This is a genomic window from Vibrio sp. V12_P9A6T4 (assembly GCF_963874835.1).
Lineage (GTDB): Bacteria > Pseudomonadota > Gammaproteobacteria > Enterobacterales > Vibrionaceae > Vibrio > Vibrio anguillarum.
This window is the reverse complement of record NZ_CAWNJO010000049.1, coordinates 131,393-146,601: the sequence shown is the minus strand read 5'-3', so window position 1 is coordinate 146,601 and position 15,209 is coordinate 131,393. Positions and strand designations below refer to the sequence as shown.

At 46.0% G+C, this 15,209-nt stretch carries 13 protein-coding genes and 10 tRNA genes; all 23 read left to right on the top strand.

The window, feature by feature from the left end; translation table 11 throughout:
• The 23 genes from cysW to AACQ42_RS07765 all read left to right on the top strand — a co-directional run bounded on the left by cysW (position 1) and on the right by AACQ42_RS07765 (position 15,208).
• On the top strand, positions 1–864 hold the full coding sequence (cysW, locus tag AACQ42_RS07875) for a sulfate ABC transporter permease subunit CysW (RefSeq protein WP_010320447.1): 864 nt from the start codon (positions 1–3) through the stop codon (positions 862–864).
• Positions 861–1,988 (top strand): sulfate/molybdate ABC transporter ATP-binding protein, encoded by a 1,128-nt coding sequence (locus AACQ42_RS07870; RefSeq protein ID WP_017043744.1) that lies wholly within the window; start codon positions 861–863, stop codon positions 1,986–1,988. The genes cysW and AACQ42_RS07870 overlap by 4 nt, the downstream gene beginning before the upstream one ends.
• Before the next feature lie 114 nt (positions 1,989–2,102).
• Positions 2,103–2,594, top strand: a complete 492-nt coding sequence (gene pncC, locus AACQ42_RS07865; RefSeq protein WP_013857707.1) for a nicotinamide-nucleotide amidase — start codon at positions 2,103–2,105, stop codon at positions 2,592–2,594.
• A 133-nt stretch (positions 2,595–2,727) separates the two neighbouring features.
• A complete protein-coding gene (recA, locus tag AACQ42_RS07860; RefSeq protein WP_010320444.1) occupies positions 2,728–3,774 on the top strand; it encodes a recombinase RecA in 1,047 nt (348 codons plus the stop codon).
• A 35-nt stretch (positions 3,775–3,809) separates the two neighbouring features.
• Entirely contained in the window at positions 3,810–4,313 is a 504-nt protein-coding gene (gene recX, locus AACQ42_RS07855) for a recombination regulator RecX (protein WP_094123545.1), read from the top strand.
• 121 nt (positions 4,314–4,434) lie between these two features.
• On the top strand, positions 4,435–7,017 hold the full coding sequence (alaS, locus tag AACQ42_RS07850) for an alanine--tRNA ligase (protein WP_094123532.1): 2,583 nt from the start codon (positions 4,435–4,437) through the stop codon (positions 7,015–7,017).
• Positions 7,018–7,222: 205 nt separating this feature from the next.
• Entirely contained in the window at positions 7,223–8,410 is a 1,188-nt protein-coding gene (locus AACQ42_RS07845) for an aspartate kinase (RefSeq protein ID WP_064624385.1), read from the top strand.
• Between the two features lie 92 nt (positions 8,411–8,502).
• On the top strand, positions 8,503–8,700 hold the full coding sequence (gene csrA, locus AACQ42_RS07840; protein WP_010320440.1) for a carbon storage regulator CsrA: 198 nt from the start codon (positions 8,503–8,505) through the stop codon (positions 8,698–8,700).
• A 186-nt stretch (positions 8,701–8,886) separates the two neighbouring features.
• Positions 8,887–8,979: transfer RNA gene (locus AACQ42_RS07835), tRNA-Ser, on the top strand.
• Positions 8,980–9,020: 41 nt separating this feature from the next.
• A tRNA-Arg gene (locus AACQ42_RS07830) sits at positions 9,021–9,097 on the top strand.
• Between the two features lie 21 nt (positions 9,098–9,118).
• Positions 9,119–9,211, top strand: a tRNA-Ser gene (locus AACQ42_RS07825).
• Positions 9,212–9,252: 41 nt separating this feature from the next.
• A tRNA-Arg gene (locus AACQ42_RS07820) sits at positions 9,253–9,329 on the top strand.
• A 31-nt stretch (positions 9,330–9,360) separates the two neighbouring features.
• Positions 9,361–9,453 (top strand) — tRNA-Ser (locus AACQ42_RS07815).
• A gap of 66 nt (positions 9,454–9,519) precedes the next feature.
• Positions 9,520–9,596 (top strand) — tRNA-Arg (locus AACQ42_RS07810).
• Positions 9,597–9,632: 36 nt separating this feature from the next.
• A tRNA-Arg gene (locus tag AACQ42_RS07805) sits at positions 9,633–9,709 on the top strand.
• 66 nt (positions 9,710–9,775) lie between these two features.
• Positions 9,776–9,852 (top strand) — tRNA-Arg (locus AACQ42_RS07800).
• Between the two features lie 36 nt (positions 9,853–9,888).
• Positions 9,889–9,965 (top strand) — tRNA-Arg (locus AACQ42_RS07795).
• Between the two features lie 66 nt (positions 9,966–10,031).
• Positions 10,032–10,108, top strand: a tRNA-Arg gene (locus AACQ42_RS07790).
• Between the two features lie 373 nt (positions 10,109–10,481).
• Positions 10,482–10,736 carry an oxaloacetate decarboxylase subunit gamma gene (locus AACQ42_RS07785; protein ID WP_029388148.1) on the top strand — a complete coding sequence of 85 codons (255 nt, stop codon included), beginning with the start codon at positions 10,482–10,484 and terminating at the stop codon, positions 10,734–10,736.
• 30 nt (positions 10,737–10,766) lie between these two features.
• Complete coding sequence (oadA, locus tag AACQ42_RS07780; protein WP_094165888.1) at positions 10,767–12,545, top strand: sodium-extruding oxaloacetate decarboxylase subunit alpha; 1,779 nt, start codon at positions 10,767–10,769, stop codon at positions 12,543–12,545.
• 9 nt (positions 12,546–12,554) lie between these two features.
• Positions 12,555–13,685: a sodium ion-translocating decarboxylase subunit beta gene (locus AACQ42_RS07775; protein ID WP_013857700.1), complete on the top strand. Its 1,131-nt coding sequence runs from the start codon at positions 12,555–12,557 to the stop codon at positions 13,683–13,685.
• A gap of 117 nt (positions 13,686–13,802) precedes the next feature.
• Positions 13,803–14,753 (top strand): NADP-dependent oxidoreductase, encoded by a 951-nt coding sequence (locus AACQ42_RS07770; RefSeq protein WP_017045772.1) that lies wholly within the window; start codon positions 13,803–13,805, stop codon positions 14,751–14,753.
• Positions 14,747–15,208 (top strand): YqaA family protein, encoded by a 462-nt coding sequence (locus AACQ42_RS07765; RefSeq protein WP_013857698.1) that lies wholly within the window; start codon positions 14,747–14,749, stop codon positions 15,206–15,208. The genes AACQ42_RS07770 and AACQ42_RS07765 overlap by 7 nt, the downstream gene beginning before the upstream one ends.
• Position 15,209: the final 1 nt, after the last annotated feature.

Below are 15,209 nucleotides of genomic sequence, written 5' to 3'. Positions count from 1 at the left end.
ATGAAAGTACATCAACCGTTACGAGTCGGTGAAGCACCTTGGGTGAAGTGGAGTTTGATTGGCTTTGCGCTGTTTTGGGTTGCATTGTTGCTGATTATTCCGCTAGTGAGCATTTTCAAACAAGCTTTTGCCAGTGGTTTATCGACTTATATTAGTCATTTAATTGAACCCGATACGCGTCATGCCATTGGTTTAACGCTACTAGTTGCGCTACTCACGGTGCCAATTAACTTAGTGTTCGGCGTGTTATTGGCTTGGGCAGTGACTCGTTTTGAATTTCCGGGTAGAAAAATATTAACCACTTTAATTGATATTCCGTTTGCCGTATCACCGGTTGTTGCAGGCCTTCTGTATTTACTGCTTTACGGCAGCAGCGGTTGGTTAGGCGAGTGGTTGTTTGAGCGCGATCTGCAAGTGATGTTTGCTTGGCCGGGAATTTTATTGGTCACGGTTTTTGTGACTTGCCCGTTTGTCGCGCGTGAGCTGATCCCGCTGATGCAGCAGCAAGGCCGATCGGATGAAGAAGCGGCGGTTATTTTGGGGGCATCTTGGTGGCAACTGTTTCGTCGCGTCACCTTACCAAATATAAAGTGGGCACTGATTTACGGTGTCATCTTAACCAATGCGCGTGCCATTGGTGAATTTGGCGCAGTAGCGGTTGTGTCGGGCAATATTCGTGGTGAAACCAATACCTTACCGCTACATGTGCAGCTACTGTATGAAGATTATCAATCGGAAGCGGCGTTTGCTAGCGCCTCGCTATTGGCTTTCATTGCATTATTAACCTTAGTTTTTAAAGCTTATGTTGAATGGCGTCAACACAACAATCAGACAAAAACGAACAGAGAGCAAGAGACGGTATGAGTATACGTTTAGACAACATTTCCAAACAATTTGGTCAATTTCAAGCGCTCTCTCCGCTCTCGTTACAGATTGATGATGGCGAGATGATTGGCTTACTTGGTCCTTCAGGCTCAGGCAAAACCACTTTGTTGCGCATTATTGCCGGCCTTGAAGGAGCCGATAGCGGAACCATTCATTTTAGAGATCGCGATGTGACTCATGTCCACGTCCGCGAGCGCCGAGTTGGCTTTGTGTTTCAAAACTACGCACTTTTTCGTCATATGACGGTGGCCGACAATGTCGCGTTTGGTTTGCAAGTGATGGATCGCCGTCATAGACCAGCGGCGGCGGAAATCACCAAAAGAGTCAAACAGCTATTGGATATTGTGCAACTTGGCCATTTAGCTGAGCGCTATCCTGAACAACTGTCCGGCGGGCAAAAGCAGCGCATTGCCTTGGCTCGCGCTCTTGCAACAAAGCCGGAAGTACTACTGCTGGATGAGCCTTTTGGCGCACTGGATGCCAAAGTGCGTAAAGAATTGCGCCGCTGGTTGCGCAGCTTGCACGAAGAGCTCGGTTTTACGAGCGTATTTGTCACCCACGATCAAGATGAAGCACTTGAACTCTCTGATCGCGTGGTCGTGATGAGCAATGGCCGCATCGAACAGATCGACTCGCCAGTGCAGCTTTATGCTCAACCGAACAGTCGCTTTGTCTTTGATTTTTTTGGCAATGTGAATGTCTTCCAAGCCAACTGGAATAACGAGCAGTGGGTCAATGGTCAATCGTTTATCTTACCGCCGAAAGATCACGCGATTAATCAATCAGGAAAGTTGTATGTGCGCAGCCATGAGTTGAGCCTATCGAACAAACAAAATAGCCAAGCTTCATTGCCTTTTGAAGTGGTCTCTGTCAATCCTGTTGGCGCGGAAGTGCGAGTGGAACTCGCGCCAGTCGGCTGGGAGAGTGAGCAATTATGGGAAGCAAAATTAACCCATAGAGCATTGAGTGAACAACCACTCACACGAGGCGACAAAACCTTTGCTACACCACAAGTGGGCTACTTTTTTGGTGGGGAGAGCAGCACTCCGCACACCATTCGTTGGCCATTCTTAGACGCAGATAGTTTAATGTTTGAGATCTAAATACAACGGACGAACGATTCAGAATGGGCACGCTTGCGTGCCCATTCTGTTTTCTGATGATTCAATCTGCTATAAAGGTTCAAGCGAAAATAACGTGGCTTTGGAGAGGGCGTAATGAAAGCGATTTTTGCATTAAGTGAGCAATTAGGTCAGCAATTGTTAGCACAAAAAGAGATCCTCACCAGTGCTGAATCATGCACTGGTGGTGGTGTGGCATTTGCACTTACCGAGGTTGCAGGAAGTTCGGCTTGGTTTGAACGGTCATTTGTGACCTACAGTAATCTCGCTAAACAAGAGATGCTCGGTGTCAAAGCACAGACACTGGTGGATTTTGGCGCGGTTTCAGAACCCGTTGTGCGCGAAATGGTACAAGGAGCACTTTTGCATTCCCAAGCCACTATTGGTGTAGCGATCAGTGGTATTGCTGGTCCTGACGGCGGTAGCGCAGAAAAACCAGTGGGAACCGTATGCTTTGCATGGGCTTCTAAGCAAGGCTGGGAACGTGCTGAGACGCTTTGTTTTAAAGGCGATCGCGCACAGGTGCGCAAGCAGGCGATTACTCATGCATTACAAGTGGTGAGTCACTTTTTATCGCAGCCAAATTGAACCTAGTCGAAATTTTTTCGACACAGCTATAGACACTGTATGAATCAACAGTATAATTAACCCCAATTGGCGACTAAAGAGTCGATAAAAAATTTAACGAGCCGCTACCCACAGCGACAGTTTGGAGAAAGTAATGGACGAAAATAAGCAGAAGGCGCTAGCCGCAGCACTGGGTCAAATTGAAAAGCAATTTGGTAAAGGTTCGATCATGCGCCTTGGTGACAACCGTACAATGGATGTTGAAACCATTTCTACCGGTTCACTTTCTTTGGATATTGCATTGGGTGCTGGCGGTTTACCAATGGGACGTATCGTTGAAGTCTACGGCCCTGAATCATCAGGAAAAACAACGTTAACGCTGGAATTGATCGCAGCAGCACAACGAGTGGGTAAAACCTGTGCTTTTATCGATGCAGAACATGCCCTTGACCCAATTTATGCTAAAAAACTGGGTGTAAACATCGATGAGCTGTTGGTTTCACAACCTGATACGGGCGAACAAGCGCTTGAAATTTGTGATGCCTTGGCCCGTTCTGGTGCCATTGATGTTATCGTCATTGACTCTGTGGCTGCACTGACACCAAAAGCTGAAATTGAAGGTGAAATGGGCGATAGCCACATGGGTCTACAAGCCCGTATGCTTTCTCAAGCGATGCGTAAGTTAACGGGTAACCTAAAACAGTCCAACTGCATGTGTATCTTCATCAACCAGATCCGTATGAAAATTGGTGTGATGTTTGGTAACCCTGAAACCACAACAGGTGGTAATGCCCTTAAATTCTACGCTTCAGTTCGTTTAGATATTCGTCGTACAGGCTCTATTAAAGAGGGTGACGAAGTCGTGGGTAATGAAACGCGTATTAAAGTGGTTAAGAACAAAATCGCGGCTCCCTTTAAACAAGCGGATACTCAAATTCTTTACGGACAAGGTTTTAACCGTGAAGGTGAATTGGTTGATCTTGGCGTGAAACATAAATTGGTTGAGAAAGCGGGCGCTTGGTATAGCTATAACGGTGATAAAATTGGTCAAGGTAAAGCAAACGCTTGTAAATTCTTGAGAGAGAATCCAGCTGCAGCTATGGCTCTTGATACTAAGTTACGTGAAATGCTGCTCAATCCAGCCGAGTTAATTGTTGAAGAACCTATTTTGAGCGAAATGCCTCAAGAAGAAGAGTTGTAATCTTCTCCATGTTTATATTTCAACAAAGCCCTGCAATGCAGGGCTTTGTTTTATCCATGACTAATAGGGACAGTATGTATTCCTCTAAATTCAAATCGACGTTATCGTGCAAAGAGTGCGCATTGCAATTACTGAGCCGACGAGATCACAGCGAGCATGAGCTACAGCAAAAGCTCATGAGTAAAGGGTATGATTCGGAAATTATCGTTCAAACCATGAGTTACTGCCTTGAGAACCATTATTTGGATGAACTGCGCTATGCCGCAAGTCAAATAAGACAACATGTCACTAAAGGTCATGGTGAGCGGCGTATTCGACAAGAGCTGAGCCAAAAAAGAGTCAATAGCGATGATATTGAAACCGCTTTACATCAAGAGCCTCAAGATTGGTTTGAATTGGCAAAAGCGGTGGCTGAAAAAAAATTCAGAGAACCTGCGGAAAAAGGTTCAAAAGAACATGCCAAACAAGTGCGTTTTTTGCAGTATCGAGGCTTTAGCTTCGAGCAAATTAGCTACGCTTTATCATCATCGGAAGCTTAACTCTTCGTCTGATCCGCAATTTATTTCCTGCCATGCCTTTTCTATAAGAAAACTAGTCGAACTCTTGTCCATGCTTTACAATAACGCAAAATTCTAACTTGAGTATTTCAGGAAGAGCTGCATGTTTATGAGCACTGATGAGGTTCGCCGCGCGTTCCTCTCGTTCTTTGAAAGTAAAGGACACCAAATTGTTGATAGTTCATCATTAGTCCCCGCTAATGACCCAACCCTGTTGTTCACAAATGCAGGAATGAACCAATTTAAAGATTGTTTTCTTGGTTTAGAAAAGCGTGCTTATACACGTGCAACAACGGCTCAACGTTGTGTGCGAGCTGGTGGTAAGCATAACGATCTGGAAAACGTTGGTTTTACCGCTCGTCACCATACCTTTTTTGAAATGTTGGGTAACTTCAGCTTTGGCGATTACTTCAAAGAAGACGCTATCGCATACGCGTGGGAGTTTCTTACTGTAACACTCAAGTTGCCCGCTGATCGTCTACTGGTTACCGTGTATGAAACCGATGATGAAGCATTTGATATCTGGAACAAAAAAGTAGGCATTCCGGCTGAGCGCATTATTCGCATTGGCGATAAACCGGGTGGTAAAGCTTATGAGTCAGACAACTTCTGGCAAATGGGTGATACGGGTCCGTGTGGTCCTTGTACTGAAATTTTCTACGATCATGGCGATCATATCTGGGGTGGTCCTCCAGGTTCGGCAGAGGAAGATGGCGATCGTTTCATTGAAATTTGGAACAACGTATTCATGCAGTTTAACCGTCATGCCGATGGCACGATGGAGCCACTTCCAAAACCTTCCGTTGATACCGGTATGGGTATTGAACGTATTTCTGCGATCATGCAGGGTGTTCACTCAAACTATGAAATTGATGTGTTTCAAGCCTTGATTAAAGCCGCCGCTGATGTAACGGGTTATGACGATCTTTCCAATCAATCGCTACGCGTTGTTGCTGATCACATCCGTTCTTGTGCTTTCTTGATTGTGGATGGTGTGATGCCATCGAATGAAGGCCGTGGCTATGTACTGCGTCGGATTATTCGTCGAGCGGTGCGTCATGGTAATAAATTGGGCGCACAAGGTGCCTTCTTCCACAAATTGGTTGGCCCATTAGCACAAGTGATGGGAACGGCTGGTGAAGAACTGAAAAAGCAGCAAGCGCTTGTAGAAAAAGTGCTGCGCATTGAAGAAGAGAACTTCGGTCGCACTCTTGAACGCGGTATGGCGATCCTCAATGATGCACTCGATAATTTAGAGGGTAGCGTACTGGATGGTGAAACTGTCTTTAAACTTTACGATACCTACGGTTTTCCGGCTGATTTAACTAATGATGTTGCACGTGAACGTGAGCTGACCATTGACGAACTAGGTTTCGAAAAAGCGATGGAAGAGCAGCGTCAACGAGCGCGTGAAGCGGGCCAATTTGGCACTGACTACAATGCAATCATTAAAGTTGATACCAATACCGCTTTCTGTGGCTACAGCGCGACAAAAGGCGAGAGCCGCATTGCCGCTATGTTTGTTGACGGCAATGAAGTTGACACTCTATCTGCGGGTGATAAAGCGATTTTGATCTTGGGCGAAACACCTTTCTACGCTGAATCCGGTGGTCAATGTGGCGATGCGGGTGTTATTCAAACGGCCACGGGCTTGTTTAAAGTTGAAGATACACAAAAACTCGGCAACGCCATTGCTCATCACGGTGAACTCATCGAGGGCGTACTCGCCAAAGGCGATGAAGCGAAAGCCATTGTTGATGCTAAGCGCCGCGCTGCAATTTCACTGAACCACTCCGCCACACATTTGTTGCATGCTGCACTTCGCCAAGTATTAGGTTCGCACGTGGCGCAAAAAGGCTCATTGGTAAAAGCGGAAAGCTTGCGTTTTGACTTCTCTCATTTAGAAGCAATGACGCCCGTAGAGCTAAAAGAAGTGGAACGTCTAGTGAACGCGCAAATTCGCCGTAACCACACGATTGAAACCAATATTATGGACATCGAAGCGGCAAAAGCCAAAGGTGCTATGGCACTGTTTGGTGAAAAATACGACGATGAAGTTCGTGTATTGTCGATGGGGGATTTCTCAACCGAACTGTGTGGTGGTATTCACGCAAGTAACACCGGTGACATCGGCCTATTCAAAATAGTTTCTGAAGGCGGTATTGCCGCTGGCATTCGTCGTATTGAAGCGGTGACGGGTGAAGGCGCGCTGGATCTATTGGATCAACAGCAGGCTCAATATGAAGTCAAAGTGGCTGAAATGGCGGCTAAAGCGAAATCTTTGGAAAAAGAGTTGCAGCAGTTAAAAGATAAACTTGCAGCGAAAGAAAGTGCCAATCTGATCAGCAATGTAAAAGAAATTGCGGGTGTGAAAGTGCTAGTTGCTCAACTTAATGGCGCTGATAACAAAGCGCTGCGTGGTATGGTTGATGAGCTAAAAAATCAGTTAGGCAGTGGCATTATCATGCTGGGTAATGTGGCTGATGATAAAGTGGGTTTGATTGCGGGTGTGACCAAAGATCTTACCGCCAAAGTTAAAGCAGGGGAGCTGGTCAATATGGTTGCCTTGCAAGTGGGTGGTAAAGGTGGCGGCCGTCCGGATATGGCTCAAGCGGGAGGTACGGATGTTAATGCCTTGCCTGGCGCTTTAGCTTCAGTAGATGCTTGGATTGCTGAGCATCTATAAACCGCTGTAATAAGTCACGCTCAATCACTGTTTTTTGATTGGGCGTAATTTTATTTACCAAACCAAGTGGTCTAATTGGCGCAATAGGATACGAGCCAGTTATCTGCTTGGTTTTGTTTTTGTAACTACTGAATCGATACTCAACATAGTGCTCTGCTTTCGATTTGGTCCTAATGAGACTTTGGTCTTGGGAAGGTGAAGATAGGTGAAAAAGCCCCTTATCGTGCAAAAGTTTGGCGGAACCTCGGTGGGTTCAATAGAACGAATCCATACCGTCGCTGAACACATCATTAAGGCGAAGAATGATGGTAATCAAGTGGTTGTAGTTGTTTCTGCAATGTCAGGAGAAACCAATCGACTGTTGGGCTTAGCACAACAAATCGATAGTGTACCAACTGCAAGGGAACTTGATGTTTTGCTCTCTGCTGGTGAGCAAGTGTCTATGGCGCTATTAGCGATGACACTCAATAAATTAGGCTATTCAGCTCGCTCACTAACCGGAGCTCAAGCGAACATTGTGACCGATAATCAACACAATGACGCGACGATTAAAATGATTGATACTCGAACGATTACCGAGTTGCTGGCACAAGATCATATTGTGGTGGTAGCGGGTTTTCAGGGTGTGAATGAGAATGGGGATATCACCACTTTAGGACGTGGAGGTTCTGATACTAGCGCTGTGACGCTAGCGGGAGCTCTTAAAGCCGATGAGTGTCAAATATTCACTGATGTGGATGGTGTTTACACATGTGATCCACGTGTGGTTGCAACGGCTCAAAAATTAGAGATCGTTGATTTCCCGTCAATGGAAGAAATGGCACGTAAAGGCGCTAAAGTTCTGCATTTACCTTGTGTGCAATATGCGTGGGAAAATGAAGTTCCTTTACGCGTACTGTCTACTTTTGATGTAAACGCAGGCAGTCTAATCAAAGGTGAGCAGTGTCATAAAGCAGTATGTGGCATTGCGATTCAACGCGATATGGCGCTTATTACTGTGCAACATGATCATTTCCCGAGTTTAGCCAAGCAGTGCCAAATGCTCGGTGTGGAAGTGTGGAGTGTGATCGAAGAGGCAGAATGGACAGGTGTCATTATAAAACGAGACGCTTGTGCTAAATTAGCTCTGGTTTTCAATGACAAAATCCGTAATAGTGAACCCGTTAGTTTATTGACCACGGTAGGTTTGCTGGCTCAGGAATTAGTTGAGCGCTCATGTGAATTACTGGCAGAACAAGGAATAGAAGTAAGTTCTCTTTCGGTTGATAAACAATCGTTAATGCTGGTTATGCAGCCACAACATGTTGATAAAGCAGCCAATATTTTACATGAGGCCTATATAGGGTCAGATGAGCTGTTAGCTTCTCACCTAAAACATGCATCTTTAGGGTGAGAGCGCACTAATAGATAGTTTACGAAAATATAACTTTTAGTGGATAATAGCGCAGTTGCAATATAATACAGAGATTACTCAAGGAGCAAAGAATGCTAATTTTGACTCGCCGCGTTGGCGAAACACTAATGATCGGTGATGAAGTGACAGTAACAGTTCTTGGTGTAAAAGGTAACCAAGTGCGTATCGGTGTGAATGCACCGAAAGAGGTTTCTGTCCACCGTGAAGAAATCTACATGCGCATTCAAGCTGAAAAAGGTAATGGTAGTGTTGCACCTAGCAACTACTAATTATCACAAGGAAGGCTAGCGAATTTTGCTGGCCTTTTTTATGCTTTGAAGTCACTGATATGACAGAAAAGTTTAATTTCACAGCGCTTTGATTAAATAGCCAACGGTTGATTTGATTTTTGTCGCTTTTACCAAGAAAGTGTTTGACATATTTTTGGTAAAAAGTAATATGTGCCTCCGCAAGACGGTGAGGTGGCCGAGAGGCCGAAGGCGCTCCCCTGCTAAGGGAGTATACGGTTTATAGCCGTATCGAGGGTTCGAATCCCTCCCTCACCGCCATTCTTGCTTATTTGGTTTAGCATCCAAATAAAGAACAATGTGCGTCCTTAGCTCAGCTGGATAGAGTACCTGGCTACGAACCAGGCGGTCGGAGGTTCGAATCCTCCAGGACGCGCCATATTCTTTCGTAANGCAAGACGGTGAGGTGGCCGGGAGGCCGAAGGCGCTCCCCTGCTAAGGGAGTATACGGTTTATAGCCGTATCGAGGGTTCGAATCCCTCCCTCACCGCCATTCTTGCTTATTTGGTTTAGCATCCAAATAAAGAACAATGTGCGTCCTTAGCTCAGCTGGATAGAGTACCTGGCTACGAACCAGGCGGTCGGAGGTTCGAATCCTCCAGGACGCGCCATATTCTTTCGTAAGATTGAATGTGAAAATGCGGTGAGGTGGCCGAGAGGCCGAAGGCGCTCCCCTGCTAAGGGAGTATACGGTTTATAGCCGTATCGAGGGTTCGAATCCCTCCCTCACCGCCATTTATTGACCATGAGTCAATTTTTTTGTTCAGAAATAAAATTTTTGTGATGTAATTCACATCTTGCGCGCTCATAGCTCAGCTGGATAGAGTACCTGGCTACGAACCAGGCGGTCGGAGGTTCGAATCCTCCTGAGCGCGCCACTTATTTAAAGTTAGTGATACTGTCATTAACTCTGCGCGTCCTTAGCTCAGCTGGATAGAGTACCTGGCTACGAACCAGGCGGTCGGAGGTTCGAATCCTCCAGGACGCGCCACTTATTCAAAGGGTCACTGATCCTGATACTGTTAGCGATTATCGCTGATTAATATCAAAACCTTGCGCGCTCATAGCTCAGCTGGATAGAGTACCTGGCTACGAACCAGGCGGTCGGAGGTTCGAATCCTCCTGAGCGCGCCACTTATTTAAAGTTAGTGATACTTTCATTAACTCTGCGCGTCCTTAGCTCAGCTGGATAGAGTACCTGGCTACGAACCAGGCGGTCGGAGGTTCGAATCCTCCAGGACGCGCCACTTATTCAAAGGGTCATTGACCCTGATATTGTTAACGATTATCGCTGATTAATATCAAAACCTTGCGCGCTCATAGCTCAGCTGGATAGAGTACCTGGCTACGAACCAGGCGGTCGGAGGTTCGAATCCTCCTGAGCGCGCCATTTATTAAGAAGCCTCGCATTGTGCGGGGCTTTTTTTATGTTGGTTTTTTGTTGCTATTTTGTTAAATTGAAAATGGCAACTATTTGTTTTATCTTGTTAATCTGCAATGTTTTAACTCCCTCTCAGTATCTGCATCATTTTTTGATTAACGTAGCCGTATTGGCTAGTTAAATGCCCTTCTTAATAGAGAAAATTCAGAGTTTTGTGATTTGTGTGAGTAATTGTTCGCCGATTTTGTGTGTTATCTACAAGAGTCCCTTAAACAAAATTGACAATTATTAACCAATCGAGATAATCCTAGTCCACTTGCCAAGATCGCACTTGTAAAAATGCGTAGCAATTGTTGTCAGGATGACACAGAAAGGAAGCAACATGACTACTATTGGAAGCCTATTAGTTGACGCCGCCACCCTTATGATTACGGGGATGGCTGTAGTCTTTATTTTTCTAACTATTCTCGTTTATCTCGTTCGGTTAATGTCAACCTTGGTACCGGAAGAAGTACCACAACCGATCGCAGCGCCGATTCAACATCGAAAAGTTCAACCAAACCCTTCAGCTGTGAGCCCGCAAATTGTGGCGGCAATTTCTGCAGCAGTGCATCAGCACCGCGCATTAGCTAAATAGCATAGAAAGGATGAAAAGGAGTTTATGAGCATGTCTAAACCACTAGCTATTACGGATGTGGTCCTTCGTGATGCCCATCAGTCACTATTTGCCACGCGCATGCGTATCGAAGACATGCTGCCTATTGCAGCAGAGCTCGATAAGATCGGTTATTGGTCACTGGAAACTTGGGGAGGAGCAACGTTTGATGCTTGCATCCGTTTTCTCGGTGAAGATCCATGGGAGCGTTTACGTTCGCTTAAGCAAGCGATGCCCAATACCCCAATGCAAATGTTGCTACGCGGCCAGAATTTACTAGGCTATCGCCACTATGCTGACGATGTTGTTGAAAAGTTTGTCGAACGAGCTCACGCGAATGGTATGGATGTTTTCCGTATTTTTGATGCGATGAATGATGTTCGCAATTTTGAAAAAGCGGTCAAAGCGACAATTGATGTTGGCGCACACGCGCAGGGCACACTGTCTTACACCACTAGCCCTGTTCATAATTCAGATACTTGGGTTGATCTTGCCAAGCGGTTGGAAGATCTCGGCTGCCACTCTTTGTGTATTAAAGATATGTCTGGGTTGCTCAAGCCGTATGAAGCTGAAGATCTGATCACCCGTATTAAATCCTCTTGTGCCGTACCTTTAGCGCTGCACAGTCATGCCACGACTGGTCTTTCAGCGGCAACAGCCGTTAAAGCGGTAGAGGCTGGTATCGATATTTTGGATACCGCTATCTCGTCAATGAGCCAAACTTACGGGCACACACCAACCGAAACAGTGGTCGCTATGCTTGAAGGAACCGAGCGTGATACGGGCCTGAGCCTGACACAGCTTGAACCGATTGCCACTTATTTTCGTGAAGTGCGTAAGAAATACGCTAAATGGGAAGGGCAGTTAAAAGGTGTCGATTCTCGTATTCTTATTGCGCAGGTTCCTGGTGGTATGTTGACTAATATGGAAGGTCAACTAAAAGAACAAGGAGCGGCCGATCGCCTTGATGAGGTTCTTGAAGAGATCCCTCGTGTGCGAAAAGATTTAGGTTTCATTCCCCTTGTGACTCCAACATCTCAAATCGTGGGAACACAAGCGGTGATCAACGTCCTGACTGGTGAGCGCTATAAGAGCATCACGAAAGAAACTGCAGGGGTATTAAAAGGTGAATACGGTGCAACGCCTGCGCCAGTGAATGCTGAGTTGCAAGCCAAGGTGTTGGGTAATCTTACGCCGATCACTTGCCGTCCAGCCGATTTGTTGGATGCAGAAATGGCCGTGTTGACCACTGAATTGCTTGAAAAGGCAAAAGCAGAGGGAATTTCATTAGCTACAGATACGGTGGATGATGTTCTGACTTATGCATTGTTTCCACAAGTCGGTTTGAAGTTCTTGAAAAATCGTCACAATCCGGATGCATTTGAGCCTGCGCCAACCTTGGAGTCAGCCAAACCTACACCTGCTACCGTTGTGACAAAAGGTGGTATTGAAACCTACAGTGTTAAAGTGGATGGGCAAATTTACACGGTTGAAGTGGGGCCACAAGGCCAGCTTAGCTCGATTTCTGCCAGCCAGTCTCAAGCAGCACAGCCATCAAGCGTGCCGGCAAGTAACAATGCAGAAGCGGTTCCTTCACCACTCGCTGGCAACATTTTTAAAGTGAATGTTCAAGCCGGTTCTGAGGTGTTAGAAGGGGATGTGTTAGTGATTCTGGAAGCGATGAAGATGGAAACTGAGATCCGTGCGGCACGTGGCGGTATTGTTCAAGATCTTCATGTCAAAGAGGGTGATGCTGTGACTGTTGGTGCACCATTGCTGAGCTTAGCGTAAGGGAGAACCATGGACGGATTATTGACCTTATGGTCTGAAACAGGGATCGCTAATTTTCAGCTAGGCCAAATCTGCATGATTTTGGTCGGTTGTTTACTGCTGTTTTTGGCTATTCGCAAAGGCTTTGAGCCACTGCTGTTATTGCCGATCGGCTTTGGTGCGATTTTAGCGAATATTCCGAATGCGGGTTTTACCGAACCCGGCGGTCTGCTTTATTACGTTTATCATGTTGGTATTGAGACGGGCGTTTTTCCACTGCTGATCTTTATGGGTGTGGGCGCGATGACCGATTTCGGGGCATTGATTGCAAACCCTAAAACGTTATGGCTAGGTGCGGCCGCTCAGTTTGGTATTTTCGCCACCCTGTTTGGTGCGATATTACTCAACTATGTGCCGGGTATGGAATTTACCATGGCCGATGCTGCGTCCATCGCCATCATTGGTGGAGCCGATGGCCCAACCGCTATTTTCCTTGCCAGTAAATTATCGCCGGATTTATTAGGTGCAATCGCTGTGGCGGCTTATAGCTATATGGCATTAGTCCCTATCATTCAGCCACCGATTATGAAGGCACTCACAACACCTGAAGAGCGAAAAATCAAAATGGCTCAGCTACGCCACGTTGGGAAGACAGAAAAAATACTGTTTCCTTTGGCGGTGCTATTGATGACGATTCTATTTTTACCGTCAGCAACGCCATTAGTGGGTATGTTCTGTCTAGGTAATTTAATGCGTGAATCGGGTGTGGTTGAGCGTCTATCCAAGACAGCGCAAAATGAACTGATCAACATCGTTACTATCTTCTTAGGCTTAGGCGTTGGTTCTAAACTGCAGGCTGATAAGTTTTTGAACTTGGAAACATTAGGTATTTTGGCGCTCGGTGCTATTGCTTTCAGTATTGGTACGGCTGGTGGTGTGTTGATGGCGAAAGTGCTTAATAAATTCTCGAAAGAGGATATTAACCCTCTTATTGGCGCTGCTGGTGTATCTGCGGTACCGATGGCGGCGCGAGTAGTGAACAAAGTGGGGCTTGAAGCTAATCCACAGAACTTCTTACTGATGCACGCCATGGGGCCAAATGTAGCAGGTGTACTGGGCTCTGCTGTTGCAGCAGGCGTTTTGCTTGCTCTTGTTGGCTAAGCCTAGACGAGCCGATGGTTATTTTGCGAGCTAAAGATTAACTAGAAGCAATAAAATGGTATATATTCAAAGGGATGCTGAGGCATCCCTTTCTTTTTATCAATAGGGAAGTTTGACATGGATAATAAACAGATCGCAATTACTGAGTTTGGTGGACCAGAGGTGCTCGTTATTCAAACCAGTGACGTTCCTCAACCTAAAGCTGGCGAAGTGTTAGTGAAAGTGGCTTTTGCTGGTGTAAACCCTATTGATGTAAAAACTCGGGCGGGTCTGGGGTGGGCTGCAGCGCAAAACAAAGATAAGCTGCCATGGGTGCCAGGTTACGATATTTCTGGACAAGTTGTTGAGGTGGGGGAAGATAATCGCCGCTTTCAAATTGGAGATAATGTGGCGGGCTTTGTTGGGTTTCCGTTGCGTGGTGGCGGTTACAGCCAATACCTGTGTGTGGCAGAAAGCGAACTCAGCCTTGTTCCTGATGCTGTGACCTTAGAAGCAGCAGCGGTGCTGCCACTGGCAGGGCAAACGGCGGCGCAAGCCCTAAATAAAGCGCAAGTGAAAGAGGGGGATCGCGTATTGATCCTCGCGGGCGCCGGTGGTGTCGGGCACTTAGCGGTACAAATTGCTTTAGCAGCAAAAGCCGAAGTGTATACCACGTGCAGCGAACAAAATTTGGATTATTTAGCGACTCTTGGTGCTCATGCGATTAATTACAATTTTGCTCCTGCTTCACAGCGTTTAGAAGAAGTGGATGTGCTGATTGATTTAGTCGGGGGTGATGCGGCTCTCGACGCTTTGAAATGCTTGAAAGATCATGCGCGTGTCGTTACTGTTCCGACTCTAAGTGCTGAGCTTATTTGTGAAAAAGCAAAATTACTTGGTTTTGAAGCCACAGGCATGTTAGTTGATCCTAATCCTGAACAGCTTGATACCATGCTTTATATGGTCAGCGTTGGCTTATTGAAAACGGAAATTCAAGCTGTTTATCCGATGGCGGAAGTGGCTGCGGCTCATCAACAGATTGAAACAGGCCATACTCGAGGCAAAGTTCTTCTTGATATGAAATGTTAGACATTTTTAGCACCTATTTGGAACCGCTCTCGTATTGGTTTGCTGGCTCTGCGCTGTGGGTGCTTTTTTTTAGTGGTTTTCTCAGTGCTACCTTATTACCGGGAAGCTCAGAAGCGAGTTTATTCGCCACATTAAGCCTGAATCAATTTCCCGTATTTTGGGTTATCGCCGTTGCAAGCGCTGGTAATACCCTCGGCGGTCTGACTAACTATTGGCTCGGTATCTGGTTGCCGAATCGAACTGAAAGCGAAAAGCACGGTCATAAAGCGTTAGCTTGGCTCAATAAATATGGTTATTGGGCTCTCTTATTTAGTTGGCTACCTGTGGTGGGTGATGTGCTTTGTTTGGCCGCAGGTTGGCTACGCATGAAATTTTTACCTACTTTTGTCATTATTTTGATCGGCAAAGCACTGCGTTACATCATGCTTGCCGCTGTATTCTATGGTTTTTTCTAAG